Raw genomic sequence first — 26,392 nt, 5'->3', positions numbered from 1 at the left:
TTATAAGTAGGTTTAGCTTTGGATTACCAAACATACTAAAATATCGTTAAGTTGTGAATTTTTTTCGATGAAATGCATTTAGTTACCCAACGCATCCTGTACTTCGTACATTTTTTCGAGCATAATTTCTTTGTCAATGTATTGCGATGGCTCCATAAGAAGACCAGCTTTATAACGCAATAATGCTTTTCTCAGATTACCCTCTTTTTCATGAAACATACCCATGTAATAAGCACTCAGCATAGATTTTGGGTACTCTTTCTTTACTAGCTTTGCGAGCTTTTCTAAAGACTCTAGATCGTCTCGTTTATTGCATGCTGCGGCGATAGCCCTAATATCGTTCTCAATTAGTTTTTTTTCAAAACCATAGAAATAGGCAATATTCTCATACTTTTTAATCAGGTAGTCATAAGGTGAACCTTCATAGGGAAGTATTTTTTCTTTGTATTCTTTCCCATTGATGGGTTTATAAATGGTGAATATTTCATTTAAAGCCTTAGGAATTCCTCTTCCTACAAGCGAATAATGATTGGCATCTTCAAAATCATCAAACTTATAATTGAGGTTGGTGTTCTCTATCGTCTTTAGTTTTGCATCACACTCTAAGATATCAGTCCTCAGGGCTCTAACATCGGCATCAGCAGTTGCCATGTAATAGAAAGTCTCTTGAGCAATGGTTGGAAGTCGTTCACTAAGCCTATTGATCATTTCAGGAGCTAAATCTGGACTCAGACTAACATAGGCTCTAAATAACGGAACATCTTTAAACAAATAATAATTGATAAAGTTGGCACTAAGGTCGTGACCAATAATTACTCTAAAATTTGAAACTTTATAACTCTCCTCCATATATGGCAGAAGTTCACCACTAAGAAACTCATAAAAATCGGCGCCTTCGCTCGAAGGGAAATAGGTGTCCTCGTCATAATAGAAATCGTCGTCGCGGGTCTTATCCTGGTTAATCCCGACAACAATACAATCGGGGATATCTTCCCAATAGGCCTGATAATCTATATTCCCAGCAACTGGCTCAAAAAGGTAATCCCCATCTAAAACCACAACTAATGGATAAGTGCGTTTAGCTTCAGGGTCGTAATTTCGAGGTAACTGAATTTTTAATTGGCGTTCGCCATCGAGTTTATAAGAATCTATAGTCTTATATATAGCTTGCGCCGGTAGTTGTACCACTAAAAAAAACAGGATGAGAGACACACAGAAATTCTTCATGTTGTGGGTTGAATTAAAAGTTAAAGCAAGGTAAAAAATATTTCTATATTCTCGCTTTCTTTCTATTGTATATTGGTAAGTAAATTAAGGAAAGTCCGCCCAATACTATGATCACCAAGGTTTGCGTAGACCACATGATCCATCCAAAAGCTCTGCTTGGATCTTCAGGCATATTGAAAAGTAAAAACGCAATTACAATTGCTTCAGGGAATGACCCAATGCCACCATTGGTTGCTGCGATGCTGAAACTTGCTAATATAAAACCGATCAATACCGCAGATAAAGCAATATTGCTGAGTTCAGGTACAGCCAATGTGGTAATATAAAACATAAATACATACATCACCCAAATGAAAATGGTATGAAAAATAAATGGCCATTTTTTCTTCATTTTGAAAATACTCAGAGCACCTTCGATCAGTCCTTTTACAAAGTTTCTCACTTTTGAAGCAATTTTTGAAGCGCTCCTAGTTATAAAGAGATATATTATTGACACCAAGATGAGAAAACCTGTTATAATTAATAGTAGAGACGTTGGATTAAATTTATTTATGAAGAAATCATAAATAAATTCAAACTTAAGAATAAGCGCAATTCCAATAATCAAGAAAAGCATTATGGTATCTGCTACACGTTCGGCTACAATTGTTCCGAATCCTTTATCAAACGGAACATTTTCATAGTTAGTCAGAATAGATGCTCTGGCAACTTCACCTGCCCTTGGTATGGTGAGATTGATCAAATAAGCAGAGTAAACAGCCATGAAACTATTAAGAAACTTTGGTTTATATCCTAAAGGTTCAGCCATAAACAACCATCGATATGCCCTAGATGTATGACTCAAAATACCACAGCATACACCGAGTACGATCCAAAAATAATCAGCATCTTTAAAATACTGAACGAGTTTTGAAACCGAAATTTGAGATAACGAATACCAAACTAATGCCACTCCTAATAGTAAAGGCAATGCAACTTTTAGGATGGATTTTAGGTTGTTCAAAAAGATTATTTTAGAAGATTGGTCGCTTCATCTGGGAACACCAAAGAGGGTTTAAATACTTTAGCGTCTTCAATATCCATAAAGGCGTAAGTGATTAATATAAGCACATCACCAACAGCAACTTTGCGTGCTGCTGCGCCGTTAAGCGTTATTTCACCACTATTTCGCGGTCCAGGAATACAGTAGGTTTCTAAACGTTCACCATTGTTGTTATTTACAATTTGAACCTTTTCACCCTGTATGATATTTGCAGCGTCCATTAGATCTTCGTCAATGGTGATACTACCAATATAATTCAGGTCTGCACCTGTACATTTTACGCGATGAATTTTAGATTTTACAACTTGAATTTGCATGAGGCAAAGATAATTAATTTAAGGCGATATTATCTATAAGTCTTATATCTCCTGCATATGCAGCAATAAATGCTCGATATGTCTTTTTATTCGATTTACGTTTTACTGGTTTTAAGGTTGAAGTGTCCGCAATTATGATGTATTCTAGTTCTAATAACGGTTCCTTTTCAAACTGACGTTCAACCCATTCCGTAACATATTTAGCACTTTTTGTGCCAAATTTGATTTTGGCAGATTTTAGTGTTTTATAGATAAATGGTGCCGCTTCTCTATGTTCTTTTGTCAGTCTTGTGTTCCTAGAACTCATGGCTAGTCCATCGGGATCTCTGTGTATTGGGCAACCGATAACTTCAACATCAATATGGTAAAGTTCAACCAGTTTTTTAATGATCTGCAACTGCTGAAAATCCTTTTCACCAAAATAGGCTCGGTTTGGCGTTACAATCTCGAAAAGGCGTTTTACAATGGTGCCTACGCCATCAAAATGACCCGCTCTAAATGCACCTTCCATTTCCTTCTCTAGACCATCAAATTTGAAAGATTCTGACTGTACATTATCACCATAAATATCTTCAACAGTTGGCGCGTACACGGCAATTTGTGTTTCACTAACAGTCTTAAGAAGTGCAACATCGGCATCTAAAGTTCTTGGGTACTTGATAAGGTCTTCAGAATTATCGAATTGTGTAGGATTAACAAAAATGCTTACGACGACAAAATTGTTGTCCTTCAGTCCCTTTTTTACTAAAGCCAAATGACCTTGATGAAGTGCGCCCATAGTTGGCACAAACCCAACAGTGTCATCATTTGCTTTTAAATGTTGAACGTAATCGGAAACTTCAGATTTATTATGAAAAATTTTCAAGGCTGTCAGAAAAAATTAACGCGTGCAAACATAATATTTTACTGGCAATCTGCACAAATTTTTGTAATTTTGCATGTTTTTTACTCTTAATTTTCAAAAGGAGCAGATTTATGAAAGATAAACGAATATTATATGTGTCATCGGAGGTTGTGCCTTATTTGCCAGAAACTGAGATTTCTTCAATGTCTTTTGAAGCACCCAGAATGGTAAATAAGCAGGGCGGACAGATACGTATTTTTATGCCACGTTTTGGTAATATCAATGAAAGGAGACATCAATTACACGAAGTTATTAGATTATCAGGTATTAATTTGGTAATTAATGATCTCGACATGCCTTTAATCATTAAAGTAGCATCAATACCAAAAGAGCGCATACAGGTTTATTTTATTGATAATGAAGAGTATTTTAAAAGAAAAGCTACATTAACAGACGAAGAGGGTAACCTATTTCCTGATAATGATGAGCGCGCTATTTTCTTCGCGAAAGGTGTTATTGAAACCGTAAAAAAGCTCAATTGGGCACCAGATATTATTCATGTTAATGGATGGATCGCTTCGTTGTTACCACTATATCTAAAAGAATTTTATAAAACAGAACCTTTATTTACAGAAAGTAAAATTGTAACCTCTGTATACAATCAAAACTTTGAAGGAACGTTAGATAAAGGTATGATTGATAAGGTGAAATTTGATGGTTTAGACGATGACGCCATTAAGCCTCTTAAAGAACCGAATTATATCAATTTAATGAAAATTGCTATAGATAATTCTGATGCAGTGATCAGAGGTTCTAAAGATTTCCCTAAAGAATTGGAAGATTATATTAAAAATTTGTCAAAACCGGTTTTAGATTACCATACTTTGGAAGAATTTGCCGATCCTTACACAGAATTTTATAAAAATGCTGTTTTAGACAGTTAAATTGAGTATGAAACAATACAAATTTGCATTTCAGATTAGCACACTGCTAATCATAGCTTTGAGTATTATAGCATGTGATAAGGATTTTGCAACCTTAGATTCTGACATCATTAACGATGACATTGCTACAAACTTTGATATCGATTCAGACACTTATAACATCATTACTTATAATGATGCTTTAGGTCCTGTTCAAACTAACAATCTTGGGCTAAGTTCCTTAGGGGTTTACGATGATGCCTATGGCCGAACAACCTCAAGTTTTCTCACACAATTGGTCTTGCCTAATTTCGATCCAGAATTTGGTGAAGAAGTTGTGATCGACTCCGTGGTACTCAATATGCCTTACTTTAGTTTAGTATCAGATGTTGATGATGATGCAAATATTATCTACGAGATCGATTCTGTTTTTGGTAATGAGCCATTTAAATTAAGTCTGTTTGAAAGTAATTATTTTCTGAGAGATTTTGATCCAGACGGCGAATTTGACGACAGTCAGCCGTTTTTTTCAAATAAATCAGCTTCTGAATCTGAAACATTTGGCGATCTATTAGAAGGTACACCAATAAATATTCTACCAAATCCAGAGAATCTCAATAGCGTATCGCTAGATGTAAATGGGAATATTAGAGTTAATGACCAAGGTTACAAGCTCACCCAAGTTAACGATGAAGGTGAAACTGAGATCACATTACGTCAAGCTCCAGGAATAAGAATTAAGCTAGATCCAGACTACTGGCAAGAAAAGATCATCGATCAGGAAGGAAATTCGGTTTTAAGTAGCCAAAACAATTTTTCAGAATTCTTAAGAGGTATTTATTTTAAGGTAGAGCCTGTTAACGATGACGGAAGTTTTATAATTCTGAATGCAGGTGTTCAAATAGCTAACATTACTATTCATTATACACGGTTAACTATTGCCGATATGGATGACGAAGACGCTACTGAGCAAGTAGAAGTGGCGCTTACTTTTGGTCCTAACAGAGTAAATTTCTTCGATAATAATTTCACATTGCCATTAGATGATGGTGATGCAGTTAACGGTGATGCAAGATTGTACCTTAAAGGAGGTGAAGGCTCCATCGCAAAGATCAAGTTATTTAATGGCGATAATTTAAATGATGGTGACGATATGACCTTCGATGATTGGAGAAATGAGTTTGTTGAAGTTGATGAGGATGGTGAAATACGAGCAAAAAGACTTGTAAATGAAGCAAATTTGGTGTTTCATGTTGACCAAGATATAGTGCAAGACGGCGAACCAGATCGCATTTATTTGTACGACGTAGATAATAAAATACCGTTGGTAGATTATTTTTTCGACGTAACTAACAATACATTACCTTCATTTTCGAAATTAAGTCATCTTGGACCTTTGCAACGTGTTGATGATGAACCAGATGGAGAAGGTATTAAGTATAAATTGAGAATTACTGAGCACATTAATAATTTATTGTTGAGAGATTCTACAAATGTTGAACTGGGACTAGCAGTTTCAGTAAATATTAATTTAGAAAATCCGGCCGCCGGAGGTCCACAGAGACAAGTTCAAGATAGTGATGATACCGAATTTACAATCCCTGTAAGCTCAATAATGACGCCAAGGGGAACTGTTCTTCATGGTAATAATACCGAAGACGAAAGTAGAAGAGTGTATCTAGAAATATTTTATACAGAACCAAATAACTAAATTAACCTATGTGTGGAATTGTCGGGTATATTGGCCATCGTGAGGCTTACCCAATAATAATAAAAGGACTTCAGCGATTAGAATATCGTGGCTATGATAGTGCAGGAATTGCATTATACGACGGTAGCGATATCAAACTATCAAAAACAAAAGGAAAAGTTGCCGACCTAAAAACCAAGTTAGAGCATGAAATTACTACTACTGGTTCTTTGGGAATAGGCCATACACGTTGGGCAACCCATGGTGTACCTAATGATGTTAACTCACATCCTCATTATTCAAATTCTGGAGATTTAGTGATCATTCATAATGGAATAATTGAGAATTATGATGCTTTAAAAAAAGAGCTCATAAAACGTGGTTATACTTTTGAATCGGATACCGATACCGAAGTGTTGGTAAATCTAATTGAAGATGTAAAGAAAAACGAAGACACTAAGCTTGGAAAGGCAGTTCAAATTGCATTAAACCAAGTTGTAGGGGCATATGCCATTGCTGTTTTCGATAAAAATAAACCTAACGAAATTGTTGTTGCAAGATTAGGAAGCCCATTAGCAATCGGAATTGGAGAAGACGAATTCTTCATTGCCAGTGACGCCTCGCCATTTATTGAGTTTACAAAAAATGCTATTTATCTCGAAGATGAGGAAATGGCTATCGTTAGAAGAGGTAAGGATGTTAAGATCAGAAAGATCAAAAATGATGCTTTAGTTGATCCTTATGTTCAGGAGTTACAGCTTAACCTTGAGCAGATTGAAAAAGGGGGTTATGATCATTTTATGTTGAAAGAGATCTACGAACAACCTGAAGCCATAACGGATACTTTCCGCGGGCGACTACTAAGTAATGAAGCTATGGTAAAGCTTGCAGGTGTTGAAGATAACATGAAAAAATTCCTTGCTGCAGATAGAATCATTGTTGTAGCTTGTGGAACATCATGGCATGCTGGTTTAGTTTCAGAATATATTTTTGAAGATCTAGCAAGAATTCCAGTTGAGGTTGAATACGCTTCGGAGTTTAGATATAGAAACCCAGTTATCACTGAAAAAGATATTGTAATTGCTATTTCTCAATCTGGTGAAACTGCAGATACCTTAGCGGCCATTAAATTGGCAAAATCTAAAGGTGCTTTTGTATTTGGTGTTTGTAATGTAGTAGGATCGTCTATTGCCAGAGAAACTGATGCAGGTGCTTATACCCATGCTGGGCCAGAGATTGGAGTAGCTTCAACAAAAGCGTTCACTACTCAGATTACAGTATTAACCTTAATGGCCTTACGATTGGCAAGAGCTAAAGGAACTATCTCAAGTTCAGAATTTAGACATCACCTTATTGAATTAGAATTAATTCCTGCTAAGGTTGAAGAGGCTTTAAAATCGGATGCCTATGTTCAGACGATTGCTGATATTTATAAGGATGCGACTAACTTCCTGTATTTAGGACGTGGATTTAATTTCCCAGTGGCATTAGAAGGTGCATTGAAGCTTAAAGAGATCTCATATATTCATGCTGAAGGTTACCCTGCAGCAGAGATGAAACATGGTCCTATTGCACTGATCGACGAGCAGATGCCTGTTGTTGTCATTGCAACTAAAAAAGGACATTACGAAAAAGTAGTAAGTAATATTCAAGAGATCAAATCTAGAAAAGGTAAGATCATTGGTATAGTTACTAAAGGTGATAAGAGTGTGAAGGAATTAGCGGATCATGTCATTGAAGTTCCGGAAACCCTTGAATGCTTAACACCGCTGCTTACCACCATCCCGCTGCAATTACTGTCTTATCATATAGCAGTTATGTTAGATAAGAATGTAGATCAGCCAAGAAACCTAGCAAAGTCAGTTACTGTAGAATAGATACATATCACTAATAATAGAATAAAAAACGCTGTCCTTAGACAGCGTTTTTTGTTTTTAATATTATATGATTGGTAGTTCTCTTCTGATCTGCAATTATTTAAACTGAAAAAAGAACTGTTTAAATTATGAATTGAAAGTGACCTTACGTTGTTTCAATGTAGCGTAGACATCACTGGTTGCTTTTAATAATTCAGGATCACAATCTGAAGTATCAATTGTTTTCTTATTTGTGAAAGGTTCAACATTCGAATAATCAAAACTCATCTTCATTTCACCTTCTAGATACGACAAGACTTTTTTAGGCGTCTGCAGATAATCTTCATACTCTAATAGAGTGAATTCAGAATTATCTAAGGTTAACAGATACTTATAATAGTTCAACCAAACGGCTAACCAATAGTCTAACTTATCACGATCGTAATTGATGGCAGTAGGGTTTTCATCAAAACTAAACACCTTATGATTACCACCAAATTCGTGATGCGCTAGCCAATTCATATAGGTTTCGATAAAATTATCGTCATCCTCTTTATTAAAGTCTAAAAACCTTAAATGCTGATTGAGAAGTGAATGCGCATGTTCTTCAGGTTTACGGAATAAGAAAATGGCTTTGAAATCTTTGTTCAAGGCGCGTAAAGAAGGATATCGAAGAATAAGATTATTATTTTTCGATAAATATAAATGGTCATTACTTGAACGTACCAAGGATTGATACTTCAAATAATTTTCATAAACGTCCTCATCGATATCGTGTTTGTTCAATGTAGAATCGCCAATAAAACTATCGTTCAAAAATGCCTTAAAAAAATATTCCTCTAAAGCTTCAATAGTATTGAGGCCAAACATCATCTTATCGCCATGCTTACGCTCTTTAAGTTGAGCCTTTTTCGGATTGTACATTTTTTTCCAAAGGTTTGGCGCCAATAGAAAAGGCATATTAGAATAGTCTAATGAACTAAAACTTCCGGCTTTAAAAAGTTGATCGGTGAGACTCGTTGTACCAGCTCTTGCCAATCCAGAGACGATTAAAAAGTTTGAGTTGTCAGCGATCTTTTCACCCTTTTTGAATTTCTTATCAAAAGAAAACAGAAACTTAGAAAGGTTGTAGTTATTCAGGATGAGCTTATGCAATAGCATGGAGGCTTCAGAATAATTTTCAACTTTCTTCTTTTTCTTCAATACGAAAGGTAGAATACTACCAATAGAAAGGCTCACCCAAAACCAGGCTGAACTAAAATCGAGCGATTCAAAAGAAACACCCTTAATAAAACTGTAGGCATATAAAGGAAGAAGGGTGCCTGCAATGATTATTACCACGGCAACAATCATTTTTCCTAAGGAAATAAGTATTCGTTTTAAAGCACCGATAAGCTTACTTTGCTTGATCTGCTCATCTTCTTTTGATAATACCTCATTGGCAAGTCCAATAGACGCCTCTAGCATCTCAAAAAATACCTTTCTGAGCACTATAATTAGCGTAGCTAGAATAACACCTGCTACACCTGCGATAATAAAATAAAGCATTATCCTTTCTTAAATAGATTGCGGAAAAATCGTTTGATCGGAATCCATAACACTACACCAAAAGCAAATATTACCAACAGTAATATAAAGATGATGATGAGTAAAGTTCCAAGTCCTAATCCAGGTCCAATATAACTAAGCATAATAGTAGATTTTAAAAGTTTATGTCTGTATATATCGATGTCCAGTTCGGAAGGTAATGATACCCTTCTATATCACTTTTTAAAGTGGTTTTTAGGACAACGCCATTTTCATTTAACACCCATAAAACTCCGGGTCCTTGTTCTTCTACGAACAGATCCCCATTGGGCAATAATTCATACAAGCCTTCTGCTTCCGTATAGATTTCATTTTTGATGAACTCCTTTTCGTAAAGTGCTTCAAATGAATCAGTTTCAAATTTATAAATAAGCACATTCGAATGTGTTATTTTTCGTTGAATGTCGCCTTTACTTGGTTTAAATTCAAATTTATTGAACTTCATATTCATGGCGACAGTATTATTATTGAATAATGCGATCGTACTGTCATTTACAATATCTACATCGTGCTGATAGGTAAACGGACCTTCGATAACTTTAATCACCTTACCTGTTGAAGGTCTAAATTGAAGTATCGCAGAGAGATGTCTGAAACTTAAAAACACGTCTCCCTTATTAAAATGACGCGAACTATCAGCCACCACTGGTTCCACATCATTTAAATGAAAAGGGTCAGTTACAATGCTTCCTCTATTCAATAATTCTGAAAGGTCATTTTCTTCAAAAATACTGGTCAATGATTTGCTGTATAGCGTTTTACCAGTTTTTGCATCAACACTTAAAACCATATCGTCTCTGTAATCGATTTTTGAGCCATCAACAGAAACAGTATTTGGCATAATGATGCCGTCTTCATGTTTAACACCAGGCGTCCAAATATTTCCTTCATGATCGAAATTCATACCGTGGTGAAAGATAAAATCTTTGTTATGCCAAACCACATTTGAAGCCGAGTCTAGTCTTATGAGTCCGGGTTGTTCATCACAGGCTACAATAACACCTCTGTTTTCCATCAATTTTGAAGGGAAAAGACGGTCGTTTTGGCCAACTTTATGATGTTTAGATAAATATTCTACCGGAAGACGCCATGTTTTTATGATTTCATCTGTCTTGAAATTCTTCAGTTCAATATTGAAACCATCACCGTTTCTATAGGCATAACTAGCATATAGATTATAGGTTAATTTATTTATATCCTCCTTATCACCTTCTTTAGTTTTTAAATAATATTCAGGTGCAACCAAGAAATGGTTGTATGCTGCTTTCATATTAGAAGGTAATTCTGAAAAAGATTTAATGGGGTCAGTTAAAGGACCTAGAGAACGTTGTCCGAGAGTTACATTTCTTACCATGCCACTCCATAGCATTAATACAAATAATCCAATAATGAATAATGCTAATTTTCTTATTGCTTTCAATGTAGGTTGTTTTTGGTTTTGATTAATAGCCAGTCCGAAAACTGCTTGTCAATATTAAATATAAATTTAGATTTTCATTAAATTAATCTATGTAAGGTCATTTTATAAGTTATTCTTGCATAATTCAGGGCATAAAGTACTGATCTGATACTACATTTAAAAAACTTAAATAGGTCGGTTTTAGCTAATTATTGAGGAATTGATAATTATTTAGGCATAATTTTTTCAAAATATACTATGCGCGCATAATTTTCTGCGAAATTGTTACATACTTTTCATATATTTATTTAAATTGCTCATCTAATAAATTTAACTAATTCTCTAAAATGAAGACAATCTTAAAGATTTTTGCATTGCTTTTCTGCGTGGTATCCTATTCCCAAACCACAATTAAAGGTAAAATCACTGACAATACGGGATTACCCTTGCCCGGCGCAAATATTGTCATAGTCGGCACCACTACAGGTGCTGTATCGGATTTTGACGGTAATTATATCCTTACAACCGATCAAGAGCCACCGTTTTCAATCCGCGTAAGTTATACCGGATTCGAAACTCAAACTGTTGAAGTAACATCAAGTGATCAAACAGTAGACGTAACACTACAAGAAGGTAACACGCTCGATGAAGTTGTAATTTCTGCTTCGCGTACACCTGAAAGAATTTTTGAGTCACCTGTAACCGTTGAAAGATTTGGTTTAAAAGAAATTAAAAATACAGCCTCGGTAGATTTCTATGATGGTTTAGAAAACTTAAAAGGAGTAGATATAAATACTAATAGTTTAACGTTTAAATCTGTAAATACTAGAGGTTTTGCAACTTTTGCTAATACCAGATTTATGCAGTTGGTAGACGGAATGGACAATTCAACACCAGCACTGAACTTCCCTATTGGTAACCTCGTTGGTATGATAGAAACTGATGTTCAAAGCGTGGAATTACTACCAGGTGCATCTTCAGCCTTATATGGTGCAAATGCATTTAACGGTATCTTATTTATGAGAAGTAAAAGCCCATTCGATCATTCAGGAATTAGTGCCTACATCAAAAGAGGTATCACTTCTCAAGAAGCTGCCGGAGATAATGATTACACCGATTTAGGTGTTCGTTTCGCTCATAAGTTTACAGAGCATTTTGCGGCCAAAGTGAATTTTGGGTATTTAAAAGGTACCGATTGGTTCGCTACAAATGAAGAAGACCGTTTTAATAGAGGCTTAACAAGAGCAGATCTAGATTATGACGGTATAAATATCTACGGTGATGAGGTTGTAACTAATATTAATAATGTTGCTCAAAGCCTTGAAGCTTTAGGTTTAGCGCCTGCAGGTTCTTCTGCACTCGTTCCTTCTGTAGATGTTAGTAGAACAGGATACAACGAACGTGACTTAACCAACTACAATGCAGAAAGTATTAAAGCAGATTGGGGTCTATATTTCAGACCATGGGGAGACGACTTTGAGATTCAATATGTAGGTAAAGTAGGTACTGGTAACACCATATACCAAGGTGCCAACAGATATAATATCAAGAATTTCTTCCAGCAACAACATAAATTAGAAGTTAGAAACGACAATTTCTTCGTGAGAGGTTATGTAGTAGCTGATAAAGCAGGTGACTCTTATGATATGGTTTTCACAGGAATTCAGATTAACAATTCTTGGAAAGACAATAACACTTGGTTTGGTGAGTACGTAGGAACGTACATTGGTGCAACTCTTGGAGGTGCAACTGATGCTGAAGCACATGTTGCGGCAAGACAAGCAGCGGACACCGGAAGATTTTTACCAGGTACACCAGAATTCCAGAATGCATTTAATAGAAGTGTAGCTGATCCAGATCTAACAACTGGTTCTAGATTCCAGGATGAATCTAGATATTATCATGCAGACGCCAATTATAATTTTGGAGACTTAGTTGATTTTGCTGAAATTCAAGTTGGTGGATCTTACAGAAGATACCGATTGAATTCTTCAGGAACTATCTATACAGATGTTGATGGACCTATTAATTATTCTGAAGTTGGTATTTATACACAATTACAACGATCTCTTGAAATATCGGAAAGTGTAGAGCTTAAGTTAACAGGTTCTGTGAGATATGATAAGTCTGAATTATTCGACGGATTCTTCTCTCCAAGAATTTCTGCTGGTTTCACTATTAACGAAGATCACAACATTAGAGCTTCTTTCCAAACTGGATTTAGAAATCCAACAACACAAGATTTATATATCGGTTTAAATGTAGGTAGAGCTATATTAGTTGGTGGTGCTGAAGATAACCCAGCAAGAGATATCAGAAACTACGATCTAAGTCCAACGGGTAGTGCAATTGTAGGTCAAACTAACATTAACGTAGACGCTACAGGAGCTTATAATAACTCTTTCTTTGCGAACTCTGTAACTGAAGGATTTGCGAATTCAGGTAACCCTGCTGATTTAGAAATTGCGAATTCTAATTTTGTAAAACCAGAACAAGTAACCTCTTTTGAAGTTGGTTACCGTGGTAAATTAGATGCCGTAATCGTAGATGCATCTGCATACTACAACAGATACCAAGATTTCTTAGCTAACGAAACTGTAATTTCTCCTTTCTATGGTGATGTTCAATTAACACAAACATTACCTGACGGAACACCGCTTGCAGTTGCGGCAATAGCTAATGGTGACTTTGAAGCATATCAAACCTATACTAACTCTGATGAAGAGGTAAATTCTTATGGTGCTGCGATTCAGGTTTCAGCTAAAGTATTTGACGGTTTTGATTTAAGTGCGAATTATACTTACGCTAAATTAGACTTTGATGTAACTCAAAATCCAGATTTCAGAACAAACTTCAACACGCCAGAGCACAAAACGAAAGTGTCTTTTGGTAAGACTGAATTATTCAAAAACTTTGGATTCAATGTAGCTTGGAGATGGAGTGATAATTACTTCTGGGAAGCATCATTTGGTGATGGTGACGTTCCTTCATTTAATGTACTTGATGCACAGGTTAATTTCAGAATACCAAGCTTAAAGTCTACAATTAAAGCTGGTGCTACTAACTTATTACAAGACGAATACTTCACGGCATTCGGTACAGGTTTCATAGGTTCTCAGTACTACGTGTCATTGACCATTAATAATTTATAATAACGGAAAAGAAATTATTCAAAATGAAACAATTTAAATATATAATGCTGGCTGTTCTAACCTTAGGATTGGTAGCGTGCGAGAATGAACTCGTTGAAGATTTAAGAGAAAGATCTAACCCTACGCCAGATCCTTTACCAGATCCGTCAGCAGGAACGGCAGATTTCTCAAACTACGTATCCATAGGTCCATCATTTACAGCCGGATTTACAGATAATGGTCTGTTTATAGCAGCTCAGGAGAATTCTTTTCCAAATATTTTAGCTCAGCAATTTGCAAACGTTGGTGGAGGAGAATTTACTCAACCTTGGATGAGTGATAATTTTGGAGGTTTAGCCGCAGGCGGTACAAGAATTACAAATCCTAGATTAGTCTTCGGTGGTGCAGGACCTGTGCCATTAGAATCAGTTATTGGCCCGGTGACTGTTGGAACCGATATTGTTCTAAATAACCCAACCGGACCATTCAATAATGTAGGTGTTCCAGGAGCAAAGAGTTTCCACTTTATTGCACCAGGTTATGGTAACATTGCTAATTTTCCAGCTGCAGCAAATCCTTATGCGGTAAGACTTACAGGTGGAACACCTGATGCTACAGTTCTAGAACTTGCAGCTAGCCAGAATCCAACTTTCTTTACTGCAGATTTAATTGGTGGTAATGACGTTTTAGGTTATGCTACTCAAGGTGGAGATGCAAGTATAGATCAGATTACAGATCAGGCTACTTTCGATTTCGCATTCAATACTATTATAACAACAATGACGGCAAACGGTGCTCAAGGTGCGGTGACTAATATTCCTTATGTTACAAGCTTACCATATTTTACAGCTGTTCCTGTTGATGCTCTCGATCCATCAAATCCAGCATTCGGGCCATTAATCCCAACGTTGAATGGCATTTTTGGCCAGATCAATTTGGTATTTGAGGCGCTTGGACAAGGAGATAGAGCAATTGTATTCTCTGAGACTTCTGCCAGTCCAGTAGTTATTAGAGACGAAAGTTTAACTGATATTTCAGCACAAATGATCGCTGCCTTTAATGCGAGTCCAACATTCCCATTCTTTGTAGAATCATTAGGATTACCAGCAGCAGCAGCGCCATTAGTGGCTAATTTATTAGGAGCAACTTATGGACAAGCACGTCAAGCAAATGACAATGATTTATTAACCTTACCAAGTAGTACTGTTATCGGTACTGTAAATAGTGATTTCTTTAACTTCTTAACAGGAAACGGTATTCCTGCGGACCTTGCAGGTCAGTTTGCAGTTGAAGGCATTACATATCCTTTAGATGATAGATGGGTATTAGTACCTGCGGAGACTGATGAAATAGCAATGGCCGTTGATGGCTTTAATGCAACTATTGCTAATGTAGCTGCAGCTAACGGATTGGCATTTGTTGATGTGAACGCTATTCTAACAGAAGCATCTACAACAGGAATTATGTTCGATGATTACTTAATGAACACGGATCTTGTATTTGGAGGATTAGTAAGTTTAGACGGTATACATCTTACAGCCAGAGGTTATGCACTTATGGCCAATAGTTTCTTAGAAGCTATTGATGCAACTTATGGTTCTAATTTCATGGCTTCAGATAACGTTGCAAAAGCTGGTGATTTCCCAACAAATTACTCGCCATTGTTGCAATAATTAGAAAAGAACATTTAATATAAAAACACGCTTTATGAAAGCGTGTTTTTTTTATTCAAAAAAGTCATAATTTTTTAAATAATAACTCTATCTTTGCAGCGCGAAAAACGAGCTGTTTTTCCATATTTAAACTATTGCAAAACAAAAACATAAAAGTAATGTCGAAAGTTACAGGTAAAGTTGCACAAATTGTAGGTCCAGTGATCGATGTAGAATTCGCTTCTGGAACAGAACTTCCAAAGATTTATGATTCATTAGAAATTAAAAACCAAGATGGTTCAACATTAGTATTAGAAGTACAATCTCACATTGGTGAAGATACCGTACGTACTATTGCGATGGACTCTTCAGATGGTTTAAGTAGAGGAACTGAAGTTCTTGCAACTGGTGCACCAATCCAAATGCCAATTGGCGAAGATGTTTACGGACGTCTTTTTAATGTAATTGGCGATGCAATTGATGGATTAGGTGATTTACCTAAAGCTGGTGAAGCCGGTTTACCAATTCACAGACAAGCGCCTAAGTTTGAAGAATTATCAACGTCTACAGAAGTTTTATTTACTGGTATCAAAGTAATCGACTTAATTGAGCCTTATGCAAAAGGTGGTAAGATTGGTTTATTTGGTGGTGCTGGTGTAGGTAAGACCGTATTGATTCAGGAGTTGATTAACAATATCGCAAAAGGACACGGTGGTCTTTCAGTATTCGCAGGAGTAGGTGAAAGAACGCGTGAAGGAAACGATTTACTTCGTGAAATGTTAGAGTCTGGTATTATCAAATACGGAGATGACTTTATGCATTCTATGGAAGAAGGCGGATGGGATCTTCAGAAAGTTGATAAAGCTGCAATGAAGGAATCTAAAGCAACTTTCGTTTTCGGTCAGATGAATGAGCCTCCAGGAGCACGTGCACGTGTAGCATTATCTGGTTTAACTATCGCTGAGTATTTCCGTGATGGTGCTGGTGATGGTCAGGGGAAAGACGTATTATTCTTCGTAGATAATATCTTCCGTTTTACACAAGCTGGTTCTGAGGTATCTGCACTTCTTGGACGTATGCCTTCTGCGGTAGGTTACCAACCAACATTAGCAACCGAGATGGGTGCGATGCAAGAGCGTATTACTTCAACTAAGAAAGGATCTATTACATCTGTACAAGCAGTTTACGTACCTGCGGATGATTTAACTGACCCGGCGCCTGCAACAACGTTCGCCCACTTAGATGCAACAACAGTATTATCTCGTAAAATTGCTGAGCTTGGTATTTACCCAGCGGTAGATCCATTAGATTCTACATCTCGTATCTTAACTCCAGACATTTTAGGTGATGAGCATTACGACTGTGCACAACGCGTAAAAGAGTTGTTACAGCGTTATAAAGAATTACAAGATATTATTGCTATCCTTGGTATGGAAGAATTATCTGAAGAAGATAAATTAGCCGTATCTAGAGCAAGACGTGTACAACGTTTCTTATCTCAGCCATTCCACGTAGCAGAACAGTTTACAGGTATACCAGGTGTATTAGTAGACATTAAAGAAACGATCAAAGGATTTAACATGATTATGGATGGTGAATTAGATCACCTACCAGAAGCAGCGTTCAACCTTAAAGGATCTATCGAAGAAGCTATCGAAGCTGGTGAGAAAATGTTAGCTGAGGCGTAATCTAGTAGGCAGTCTCAGTAAACAGATTTCAGTGACTGCAAACTACAAACTCAAAAATTATGTATTTAGAAATTGTATCACCAGAAGCCACTTTATTTAGTTCGGAAGTCGACTCTGTAGTTGTGCCAGGAGTGAGTGGAGAGTTCGAGATGTTAAAAGATCACGCTCCAATTGTTTCGATTCTTAAAGAAGGGACTATCAGAGTAAAGACGCATTCTCAAAGTCATTTAGAGTTTGATGAATTGCATGCCGCTGTGGTTCCTCACAATGACGACAATAAAGTCTTAACGGTAAAGATAAATTCTGGTACTATAGAAATGAAAGATAACAAGCTAATTATATTAGCGGACTAAGATTTAGTCGTTCTATCATATATAAAACCACAAGATTCGTCTTGTGGTTTTTTTATTTCAATCGTAATATATCGAGTTCATCATTGGCATTCAAAATTAAAAGGTGTGGTTGCCCTTTAATTATTATGCGCTCAATTGCTTTGGCTTCTTTGGAAGTGATATTAATCAAATTCTGATAAGTTGATATCACACCGTCATTTAAGTTCAAAATAAAGCCATTTGAAGCATCGTAACGAATGGTCTCTACTTCGGCATCATAGATAGCTCCAACACCAATAACTTCAAGTGTACCGTCATTATTTATGTCAATAAACTCGAAATCTAATGTAGGTCCAAACTGTGCTTCATTCGGTAAAGGATGGTATTCAAAATTCTGATCACCTTTATTTTCGATGTAATAAGAGCTAAAGCTTGAAGCTTGCAGATGTAAAGCCGTATCAATATTCTCCTGTCCGTAGACATCAAAAATATTTGAATTAGCAAATTCACTATAGGTGCCAATTTTTTCCTTTAGGAATGGCGTTTGTTCAGACGAACATTCTTTACCACGAACAGGGAAAAGATCACCATCAGATTCTTTGGTTAACGCAATATCGTAGCTATTATTATCATCAAAATAATTGGCGTAAATATGTAGTGGTTTCTTTTCTGAAGGATGGAACTTATTGTTTTGACCAAAATTTCCAACGAAATAATCCTCATCGCCATCACCATCAATATCACGCACTTTAATCGTTTGAAACCACCCTGAATTATTGGAGCTTAATAGTTCATCTTTTGTGAATGTACCATTATCATTATTAAAAAATGTTACCGGCATCCATTCGCCTACAACAATCAAATCATGGTCTCCATCATTATCATAATCTGAAAAAATTGCATCATTAACTAATCCAACGGCTTTCAAACCTTCGGCCTTTTGCGAAGTCACATTTACAAATTGCCCATTTCTATTTTCTAACAGATAAGACTCAGGAGCCTCGGGGTATTTACGTGAGATAACACGGCCACCAACAAAGAGGTCTATGTCGCCATCGTTATCAAAATCACCTGCGGCAATAGCTTTTGTTATACTCAGCATTTCGGGTAATTGCCCTTTGGAAAAGATACCCTTACCATTATTAATATACAGACGATCTTGATGTAGTCTGATTTTATCAATCTCGTGATAATTTCCAGAGGCCACATAGAGATCTAAATCATTATCGTTATCTGCATCGAAAAACAACGCATTGTTGTCATTAAGTTTTATGTTGCTTTGAAATAACTTTTGGTTAGACTTATTGAAAGTTCCTTGCCTCGTTTGAATATATAATTCTGAAGGACGACCACTTGTGTTTCCAACAAAAAAATCATCTAATCCATCATTGTTAACGTCGGCCACTTGTAGGGAATTATCTATAGTTGATTGCTTTTGGGGCAATAGCAACTGAATAGCATAGTCATCAGATGTAACGGTCTTGTGCTCATAAGTGATGCCTAATTGTGAAGGTGAAATTCTGCTAAAAAGTTTTTCTTTTTCGATTGGTTGGTCAGCCGTGGCTGATGCATTTGCATAATTAAAATTCAAAGTACTGTTTGCAGCAATATTGGTTAGAATTTCGATCTTGTTATCTGGCCAGATTACTTTCAGACTGTCAACTTTAGTAGATTCACCCAAGCCAAAATTCACTGAATGTCCTACAGACGATTGGTAGCCTCTGCTCACATGAAGTTCTCTTAATTGCTTGTTGTCGCCAGAGTAAAGCTCAATTCTGGTTCCAATACCGCCAATGTTTTGTTCAGGGCCTTTCAAACTGATATTAAGGAAATTTGCTTCAGAATTATTTCTATAAATCGAAGCCTTATCCGATTGATTGTTTATCACCAAATCAAGATCGCCGTCATTGTCTAAATCTGCATAAGCAGCACCGTTAGAATTGATCGCAGCGTCAAAACCAAGGTCTTTAGAACGATCTTCAAACTTGTAATCTCCTTTATTGATAAACATATAATTGGGCAGCTTTGCAGATGGGATTAACTCCAGAGCTTCATCTAGACTTTCTTGTTGGATATTACTTAGATCTTTTCCACGCATTGCGGTTCTAAAATCCTGATTAGCCAAATCCTTTTCAATGCCGTTGGTAACAAAAAGATCATTAAGGCCATCATTATTAAAATCTGCAATTAAGGGTGCCCAACTCCAGTCGGTTTTGGCAATTCCTGAGAATTGACCGATGTCGCTGTAAGTAGTATTGCCGTTATTCAATTGCAACATATTAGACATATATTGATGATGAAAACCTTGTGCTACCATGCGATTAAACTGATCGGTATCCATAGACGCCATATTTTCCTTTCCGCGTTTTCTATCGGCCGCCATCATATCTAGCACTACAAGATCGGGATAGAGATCATTATTGATATCAGCAAAATCAGACCCCATACTGTTGTTTGGAATGTGCTTAAAGGCCTTCAGAATTTCATTGGTAAATGTTCCATCCTGATTATTGATGTAGAGAAAGTCGGGTTCGAAAAAGTCATTGGCAACGTAGATATCTGGCCACGAGTCATTATTGAAATCTCCAATAGAGGCACTCAAACCCCAAGCTTTCATACTTGAAATTCCTGAGTCTCTCGAAACATTTTTATAGATGCCATTTTCATTTTTGAATAGAATATCTCTACTATCGATTTTTAGGCTAGCTTGTTGTTGAGGGCTTAAGATTAGGGTTTTAGCATTTGCATCGGTGCTATGATTTACCAAATAGATATCGAGATCGCCGTCCTTGTCATAGTCAAAAAAGTAAGCTTGAGTAGAAAAGCTGTATTCCTTTAATCCATAGTTTAGCGCTTCATCTTTGAAGGTATTATCCTTCTGATTGATGTAAAGTTTATTTTGTCTTAAACTGCGATTATTTAAAGATCCCGACTTGCAAACATAAATATCTAGCCAGCCGTCATTGTTAATATCTATCATCGTCACACCAGTCGACCAGCCTTCTTGGTCACTTACACCAGCGCTGTCGGTGATGTCTTCAAATTGAAAATTACCCTTGTTGAGATATAATTTATTGGATTGCTGATTTGAGGTAAAATACAAATCGTCGAGGCCGTCATTATTGATGTCCCCAACGGCAACACCACCGCCATTGTAGATATAGCTATAGTTCAAAAAGTTGAATTCTGGGGTTTCTTCAATTGTATTTCGAAAATCTATGTTTGAATGACTTTCAGGAATTGATGTAAACAAGGTACCTGAACCATCATCGTAGGGCTCAGATGATTCTTTACAATTAAAACCAAGCAGTAATAAAAGTAATGCGAAGATGTTTATTGTGTTGCATCTACGAATTCGCATAGAGTTTAGATATCATTCAATAGTTTCGAGATCTCATCTAATTTAGGTGTGAGTATAACTTCGATACGTCTATTTTTAGCTTTGCCTTCTGCAGTATCATTACTCGCTATTGGCGCGTATTCTCCACGACCAGCAGCAGTTAAATTTTCTGGATTTATAGAAGCATTTTCACGTAGAATATTTACAATCGCTGTGGCACGCTTCGTCGATAGATCCCAATTTCCGCTCAATTGCGCATTGCCTTTATACGGATCATTATCAGTATGGCCTTCTATTAGAATGGCAATATCTGGGTTTTCAGCTAACACATTACCAAGTTGGTTTACAGCTTTACGACCTTCAGTACCAACGGACCAGCTACCAGAATTAAAAAGCAGTTTATTTTCCATAGAAACATAAACTTTCCCATCGCGCTGCTCAACAGTTAATCCTTTCCCCTCAAAGTTAGTTAAAGCTTTAGAAATGGCATCCTTTAGGGCGCGCATATTGGCGTCCTTGGCAGCAATAACACTTTCGAGTTCGGCAACGCGCTGAGAACGACTATCCAATTCTTTTTTTAGTTTTTGAAGGCGTTCGTTTTCGGCGGCAAGTGCTTGTTCTTTAGCTTCAAGTTGTGCTAAAAGCTCACGATTTTTCTTTGAGTTTTTTGCAATTTCAGCAGAACTATTCTTCTCTAATGCTTCATAAGAAGCTTTTAAGTTCTCAAGATTTGTTTGCGATGCGGCATAGTCTGATCGTAATTGATCTCTTTCTTTTACAGCCTCGTCATAGGCAGCTTGTAAGCTATTTAGGTCATTGGCCAGTTTATTTTTATCGGCCGTTGTGGATTCTAGATCATCGGTTAAACGACGGTTTTCTTTTTTGAGATTGGCGTATTTGTCTTCAAGATCTGTGTATATTTTTTTCGACACACATGAGCTTAGTGTCACCAAAATAAGTGCTATTAATGAAAGTCTTTTGATCATATGAATTGATTTGTTCTTAATTTATAAATCGAGTTCTAATAAGATTGGGCAATGATCGCTATGCACTGCCTCGGTTAGTATAACGCTTCGTTTAATTTTTTCTTGTAAAGGCTCACTAACCATAGCATAATCTAAGCGCCAGCCTTTATTATTTGCTCTAGCATTGGCACGGTAGCTCCACCAGGAAAACTCTTGTTTCTCGGGATGTAAGTATCTAAAGCTATCTATAAAACCGCTATCGATAAACTTACCTAGCCATTCGCGTTCTTCAGGTAAATATCCTGAAACCCCTTTCATCTTTGGGTTATGAATATCAATGGGCTCATGACAAATATTATAATCGCCACAGACAACAAGATTTGGTTTATCGTTTCTGAGAGCATTCAGATAGTCATAGATGAGATCCATATATTCAAACTTATGGGCCAACCGTGCATCATTGGTTCCTGAGGGTAAATACATGCTCATTATGGATACATCACTGTAATCCACTCTAAGATTGCGACCTTCAAAATCCATCGATTCTATTCCCGTACCAACTTCTATATGATCGGGTTCTGTTTTACAAAGTACAGCCACACCACTATAGCCTTTTTTCTGGGCGCTAAACCAATAGTTGTGATGGTAACCCGCTTCACGAAACAGGTCGAGATCGAGTTGTTCTTCTAAAGCTTTTATTTCCTGAAGACAAATAACGTCTGGATTCGTGGCTTTTAACCAATCAATAAAACCTTTGTTAATGGCGGCTCTAATACCATTGACGTTATAAGATGCAATTTTCATACTTTAATTTGGTTGGTTTATTTTCTAAGTTTCCTATAAAGGTCTAAATTAAATAATAAGCTACTTTTACACTATTAATTTGAGCCTATTTTAACAATAAAATATTTCAAGTTTTAAGTAGTTATTATTCTACATGAAAAAAGCGCTATTTCTTTTCTTATTCAGTATTTCTTTTTTTGGGTTTTCCCAAGAGAAATCTAATAACTATAGATCGAAGCGCTTTGCAGTAAAAGACTCTATACAGGTTGATTCTGTAAGTATTAATCCTTCGAAATTTATTATTAAAACAAAGGATGGTAGAGTTATAGATTCAACTCTATACGACATTGACTATGCCAAAGCAATTTTGAAGTGGAAGCAACCTATGGATTTAGATTCTATTCAAATTGAATATTTGCGTTACCCACAATTTCTGACAAAAGTTTATAAACAACTAGATGACCGAGTAATTGTTGATCGTTCTTCTGCAGGTGCACAGGCTCTATACAAGCTCGAAAACACCAAAAAACGAAATACATTCACACCTTTTGATGGCCTAACGACTTCCGGAAGTATTTCACGTGGTGTTACTATTGGAAATAATCAGAATTCGGTTTTGAATAGCGAATTAGACTTGCAGATTTCCGGAAAATTAAGTGATAAGGTGTCACTTCGTGCGTCCATTCAGGATGCCAATATTCCTTTGCAAGAAAGTGGATATTCGCAACGCTTAGATGAATTTGATCAGGTGTTTATTGAACTCTTTAGCGACAACTGGAATATTAGGGCGGGTGATATAGATCTGATCAATACCAGTAGTTATTTTGCTAACTTTTCGAAGCGTGTACAAGGATTACTGGTAAATGCCAACATAAGCGATAATACTAATGTTTTTGCCTCAGGAGCGTTGGTACGTGGGCAATTCACAACGACCCAGTTTACAGCTCAGGAAGGTAATCAGGGACCTTATAAATTAAGAGGGCCTAATAACGAATTATTTGTTCTTATTGTCTCCGGAAGTGAAACTGTTTATGTGAATGGAGTTCCACTAGAACGTGGTGAAAATCGCGATTATATCATCGATTATAACGCGGGAGAGATCATTTTCAACTCTACTTATCCGATCACTTCAGAAATGCGAATAACCGTCGATTACCAGTTTAGCGAACGCAATTATTCGCGTTTTACAGTATTTGGAGGAAGCTCCTATAAATCTGAAAAACTTAGCTTGAACGTTTCTATATTTTCAGAAAGTGATGCTAAAAATCAACCGCTTCAACAAAATTTATCTACGGAGCAGACACAGGTTTTGGCTGATGCTGGGGATGATAGAAGTCTCATGGTCGCCTCTTCTGCCACGGAAGAAGCATTTTCGGAAAATAGAATTTTATACAGAATTGAGAATATCAATGGTGAAGATGTCTTTGTGTTTTCTCAAAATCCGGAAGATCAGTTATTCAGTGTTCGATTTACTTTGGTAGGGCCCAATCAGGGAAATTATATTTTACTCAATGATGATGCGGTTAGTAATATTTTTGAATATGTGCCTCCGGTGGGCGGCGTACCACAAGGAAACTATGAGCCTATAACCCAACTCGTTGCCCCAGAGCGTTTGCAGATCGCTGTTTTGAACGGCCGTTATCAACCTTCAGAAAAAACAGATGTGTTTTTTGAACTTGCTGGTAGTAAAAATGACCTCAATTTGTTTTCAGATATTGACGATGATGATAATGATGGGTTTGCGGGAAAGCTCAGAATAAACCAAAAGTTGATTAAGTCGGATAGCCTTTGGAATTTGAACGCTTTAGTAGATACCGACTTTATTCAGAAGGATTTTAGAACCATTCAGCGTTTATATCGGGCTGAATTTTTACGTGATTGGAATTTAGAGGACAATAGAGACGATCAGGGAAATAACATTATTGGTAATCAATTATTATTTACGTCTGGCTTGCAGGTGTCTCACTCAAAGAAAGGTACCGCCAATTACAGTTTTGAGTATCTTGATTATTCGAGTAATTTCAATGGGAGTAGACATAATGCTTCCGCAAATTTACGTCTGGGGAATTTCAATATTTTTTCAAACACGAGTTTTTTAAATAGCGAAAGCACCATTAATAATTCTACATTTCTAAGGTCATTCAACAGAGCGGTTTACGCAAAAAATAATAAATGGGTAGGTGTCAAATTCGGAATAGAGGACAATGAGCAACGCGTTATTGCAACGGATTCGTTAACACCATTAAGTCAAAAGTTTACTGCTTACGAAACTTTTGTCGGTATTGGGGATAGTACCAAAGTATTTACGGAGGTAGGCTATATTAGACGACTGAATGATAGTTTAAGAAATAATGCTGTTCAACGGGTAAATGCCTCTAATACCTATTACTTGAAATCGCGATTAATTCAGAATAAAAACACCAATCTGCAACTATTTGTCAATTTCCGTGATCTTAAAGCCGAAGACGAAACCTCTGAAGATGAACAAAGCTTGAATAGCCGTTTGAATTATAACCAAAAGTTATTCAATAATATCGTTTTGTGGAATACCAGTTTTGAAACCAATTCGGGTTCTTTACCGCAACAAGATTTTACCTATGTAGAAGTTGAAGCTGGTCAGGGCGTTTACACCTGGATCGACTATAACGAGAATGGTATACAAGAACTCAATGAATTTGAGATAGCGCAGTTTGCTGACCAGGGTAATTACATTAGAGTCTTATTACCTAATCAAGTATTTGTGAGAACGCATCAAAATCGACTGAGTCAGACCGTAACGATCAATCCTGTGCAATGGAGCAAATCGGAAAATAAAACCAAGAAATTTTTCTCGCATTTTTATAATCAGACGTCTTATTTAATTGATAGAAGGGTGCGTCGCGAGGGCAATAATTTTAATTTAAATCCTTTTGATACAGACGAGGAAAACCAATTAGCTTTAAATAATAGTGTTAGAAATGTTCTGTTTTATAATCGTGGGAAACAGCGCTACACAACGTCGTATACATTCCTAACCAATACGAGTCGAAGTTTGTTATCTATAGGTTTTCAGGAGAATAAACTAACCAATCATCAATTCAATTTTAACCATAAGTTTGCCAAGAGTTGGCTCATTAATACCTTAGCAAGTTTCGGTACAGATGAGAGCCTTAGTGAGAACTTCGCTAATCGAAATTTTGAAATCGACGAGGAACGTTTCCAGCCTAAATTGTCGTATTTGTTCAGTGAAAATGCGCAGTTTGATGTGTTCTATCAATATACGTCAAGGAACAATACCATTGGTAGTTTAGAGTCTTTAGTTCAGAATAATTATGGGGTGTCTTTTACTTATAATAAGGCGGCAACCATTGCCTTAACGGGTGAATTTAATTTCTTTCAAAATGAATTTGAAGGCAATCCGAATACACCTGTTGGCTTTCAAATGTTGGAAGGCCTTCAACCGGGTCAAAACTTCACATGGAGTTTGTTAGCACAGAAAAAACTAACCAAATTCTTAGATCTCAATCTTAATTATTTCGGACGAAAAACCGAAACTTCTCAAGTGATTCATACAGGTATTATTCAGTTAAAGGCTTATTTCTAATTTAAGACAATTCTTACGCAACCATTTATTACT

17 protein-coding genes are annotated in these 26,392 nt (G+C 36.5%); 8 read left to right on the top strand and 9 right to left on the bottom strand.

Annotation, left to right across the window (positions count from 1 at the left end):
• Positions 1 to 78 precede the first annotated feature (78 nt).
• Genes DDY94_RS02300 through panC form a run of 4 tightly spaced genes read right to left on the bottom strand, consistent with a single transcriptional unit; the run spans position 79 to position 3,451 of the window.
• Positions 79 to 1,227 (bottom strand): alpha/beta hydrolase, encoded by a 1,149-nt coding sequence (locus DDY94_RS02300; protein WP_111682405.1) that lies wholly within the window; start codon positions 1,225 to 1,227, stop codon positions 79 to 81.
• A gap of 43 nt (positions 1,228 to 1,270) precedes the next feature.
• On the bottom strand, positions 1,271 to 2,230 hold the full coding sequence (locus DDY94_RS02295) for a lysylphosphatidylglycerol synthase transmembrane domain-containing protein (protein ID WP_111682404.1): 960 nt from the start codon (positions 2,228 to 2,230) through the stop codon (positions 1,271 to 1,273).
• 5 nt (positions 2,231 to 2,235) lie between these two features.
• Positions 2,236 to 2,586 (bottom strand): aspartate 1-decarboxylase, encoded by a 351-nt coding sequence (gene panD / locus DDY94_RS02290; RefSeq protein ID WP_111682403.1) that lies wholly within the window; start codon positions 2,584 to 2,586, stop codon positions 2,236 to 2,238.
• A 13-nt stretch (positions 2,587 to 2,599) separates the two neighbouring features.
• The gene (gene panC / locus DDY94_RS02285) at positions 2,600 to 3,451 is read right to left on the bottom strand and encodes a pantoate--beta-alanine ligase (RefSeq protein WP_111682402.1); all 852 of its coding nucleotides are present in this window, start codon (positions 3,449 to 3,451) and stop codon (positions 2,600 to 2,602) included.
• Between the two features lie 110 nt (positions 3,452 to 3,561).
• Between panC and DDY94_RS02280 the strand changes: the two genes are divergently transcribed.
• From DDY94_RS02280 to glmS, 3 genes are read left to right on the top strand one after another with little or no spacing between them, the layout of a single operon-like run.
• Positions 3,562 to 4,374: a glycogen/starch synthase gene (locus DDY94_RS02280; protein WP_111682401.1), complete on the top strand. Its 813-nt coding sequence runs from the start codon at positions 3,562 to 3,564 to the stop codon at positions 4,372 to 4,374.
• A gap of 7 nt (positions 4,375 to 4,381) precedes the next feature.
• Positions 4,382 to 6,064, top strand: coding sequence for a DUF4270 domain-containing protein (locus tag DDY94_RS02275; protein WP_111682400.1), 1,683 nt, complete (start codon positions 4,382 to 4,384; stop codon positions 6,062 to 6,064).
• Positions 6,065 to 6,072: 8 nt separating this feature from the next.
• Positions 6,073 to 7,920 (top strand): glutamine--fructose-6-phosphate transaminase (isomerizing), encoded by a 1,848-nt coding sequence (gene glmS, locus DDY94_RS02270; RefSeq protein WP_111682399.1) that lies wholly within the window; start codon positions 6,073 to 6,075, stop codon positions 7,918 to 7,920.
• A 126-nt stretch (positions 7,921 to 8,046) separates the two neighbouring features.
• Here glmS and DDY94_RS02265 read toward each other — a convergent pair whose 3' ends face one another.
• Both DDY94_RS02265 and DDY94_RS02260 read right to left on the bottom strand, forming a co-directional pair.
• Positions 8,047 to 9,447, bottom strand: a complete 1,401-nt coding sequence (locus tag DDY94_RS02265; RefSeq protein ID WP_232817799.1) for a sulfotransferase family protein — start codon at positions 9,445 to 9,447, stop codon at positions 8,047 to 8,049.
• Positions 9,448 to 9,601: 154 nt separating this feature from the next.
• The gene (locus DDY94_RS02260; protein WP_157957213.1) at positions 9,602 to 10,906 is read right to left on the bottom strand and encodes an arylsulfotransferase family protein; all 1,305 of its coding nucleotides are present in this window, start codon (positions 10,904 to 10,906) and stop codon (positions 9,602 to 9,604) included.
• A gap of 326 nt (positions 10,907 to 11,232) precedes the next feature.
• On the opposite strand from DDY94_RS02260, the gene DDY94_RS02255 reads away from it, so the two are divergent.
• The 4 genes from DDY94_RS02255 to DDY94_RS02240 all read left to right on the top strand — a co-directional run bounded on the left by DDY94_RS02255 (position 11,233) and on the right by DDY94_RS02240 (position 17,709).
• Positions 11,233 to 14,037 carry a TonB-dependent receptor gene (locus DDY94_RS02255; protein ID WP_111682397.1) on the top strand — a complete coding sequence of 935 codons (2,805 nt, stop codon included), beginning with the start codon at positions 11,233 to 11,235 and terminating at the stop codon, positions 14,035 to 14,037.
• A gap of 23 nt (positions 14,038 to 14,060) precedes the next feature.
• Positions 14,061 to 15,689 (top strand): SGNH/GDSL hydrolase family protein, encoded by a 1,629-nt coding sequence (locus tag DDY94_RS02250; protein ID WP_111682396.1) that lies wholly within the window; start codon positions 14,061 to 14,063, stop codon positions 15,687 to 15,689.
• Positions 15,690 to 15,847: 158 nt separating this feature from the next.
• Positions 15,848 to 17,356: a F0F1 ATP synthase subunit beta gene (gene atpD / locus DDY94_RS02245; protein ID WP_111682395.1), complete on the top strand. Its 1,509-nt coding sequence runs from the start codon at positions 15,848 to 15,850 to the stop codon at positions 17,354 to 17,356.
• 59 nt (positions 17,357 to 17,415) lie between these two features.
• Positions 17,416 to 17,709: a F0F1 ATP synthase subunit epsilon gene (locus tag DDY94_RS02240; RefSeq protein WP_111682394.1), complete on the top strand. Its 294-nt coding sequence runs from the start codon at positions 17,416 to 17,418 to the stop codon at positions 17,707 to 17,709.
• Positions 17,710 to 17,761: 52 nt separating this feature from the next.
• Here the strand turns inward: DDY94_RS02240 and DDY94_RS02235 are convergent, their stop codons facing one another.
• From DDY94_RS02235 to DDY94_RS02225, 3 genes are read right to left on the bottom strand one after another with little or no spacing between them, the layout of a single operon-like run.
• A complete protein-coding gene (locus DDY94_RS02235) occupies positions 17,762 to 21,049 on the bottom strand; it encodes a VCBS repeat-containing protein (RefSeq protein ID WP_111682393.1) in 3,288 nt (1,095 codons plus the stop codon).
• 5 nt (positions 21,050 to 21,054) lie between these two features.
• On the bottom strand, positions 21,055 to 22,014 hold the full coding sequence (locus tag DDY94_RS02230) for an OmpA family protein (RefSeq protein ID WP_111682392.1): 960 nt from the start codon (positions 22,012 to 22,014) through the stop codon (positions 21,055 to 21,057).
• Positions 22,015 to 22,035: 21 nt separating this feature from the next.
• A complete protein-coding gene (locus DDY94_RS02225) occupies positions 22,036 to 22,797 on the bottom strand; it encodes an exodeoxyribonuclease III (RefSeq protein ID WP_111682391.1) in 762 nt (253 codons plus the stop codon).
• Between the two features lie 133 nt (positions 22,798 to 22,930).
• Between DDY94_RS02225 and DDY94_RS02220 the strand changes: the two genes are divergently transcribed.
• Entirely contained in the window at positions 22,931 to 26,359 is a 3,429-nt protein-coding gene (locus DDY94_RS02220; RefSeq protein ID WP_111682390.1) for a hypothetical protein, read from the top strand.
• The last annotated feature ends 33 nt before the right edge of the window (positions 26,360 to 26,392 follow it).

This window comes from Winogradskyella tangerina (assembly GCF_003260205.1).
In the GTDB taxonomy this organism is placed as follows: domain Bacteria; phylum Bacteroidota; class Bacteroidia; order Flavobacteriales; family Flavobacteriaceae; genus Winogradskyella; species Winogradskyella tangerina.
The sequence above is the reverse complement of the archived record's forward strand: the minus strand, read 5'-3'. Positions and strand labels throughout refer to the sequence as shown.

Bases quoted from the DNA above. Each gene is read 5' to 3' on its own strand.
- DDY94_RS02300 (WP_111682405.1), bottom strand. From the start codon at position 1,227: ATGAAGAATTTCTGTGTGTCTCTCATCCTGTTTTTTTTAGTGGTACAA.
- panD (WP_111682403.1), bottom strand. From the start codon at position 2,586: ATGCAAATTCAAGTTGTAAAATCTAAAATTCATCGCGTAAAATGTACA.
- DDY94_RS02280 (WP_111682401.1), top strand. From the start codon at position 3,562: ATGAAAGATAAACGAATATTATATGTGTCATCGGAGGTTGTGCCTTAT.
- DDY94_RS02275 (WP_111682400.1), top strand. From the start codon at position 4,382: ATGAAACAATACAAATTTGCATTTCAGATTAGCACACTGCTAATCATA.
- glmS (WP_111682399.1), top strand. From the start codon at position 6,073: ATGTGTGGAATTGTCGGGTATATTGGCCATCGTGAGGCTTACCCAATA.
- DDY94_RS02265 (WP_232817799.1), bottom strand. From the start codon at position 9,447: ATGCTTTATTTTATTATCGCAGGTGTAGCAGGTGTTATTCTAGCTACG.
- DDY94_RS02255 (WP_111682397.1), top strand. From the start codon at position 11,233: ATGAAGACAATCTTAAAGATTTTTGCATTGCTTTTCTGCGTGGTATCC.
- DDY94_RS02250 (WP_111682396.1), top strand. From the start codon at position 14,061: ATGAAACAATTTAAATATATAATGCTGGCTGTTCTAACCTTAGGATTG.
- atpD (WP_111682395.1), top strand. From the start codon at position 15,848: ATGTCGAAAGTTACAGGTAAAGTTGCACAAATTGTAGGTCCAGTGATC.
- DDY94_RS02240 (WP_111682394.1), top strand. From the start codon at position 17,416: ATGTATTTAGAAATTGTATCACCAGAAGCCACTTTATTTAGTTCGGAA.
- DDY94_RS02235 (WP_111682393.1), bottom strand. From the start codon at position 21,049: ATGCGAATTCGTAGATGCAACACAATAAACATCTTCGCATTACTTTTA.
- DDY94_RS02230 (WP_111682392.1), bottom strand. From the start codon at position 22,014: ATGATCAAAAGACTTTCATTAATAGCACTTATTTTGGTGACACTAAGC.
- DDY94_RS02225 (WP_111682391.1), bottom strand. From the start codon at position 22,797: ATGAAAATTGCATCTTATAACGTCAATGGTATTAGAGCCGCCATTAAC.
- DDY94_RS02220 (WP_111682390.1), top strand. From the start codon at position 22,931: ATGAAAAAAGCGCTATTTCTTTTCTTATTCAGTATTTCTTTTTTTGGG.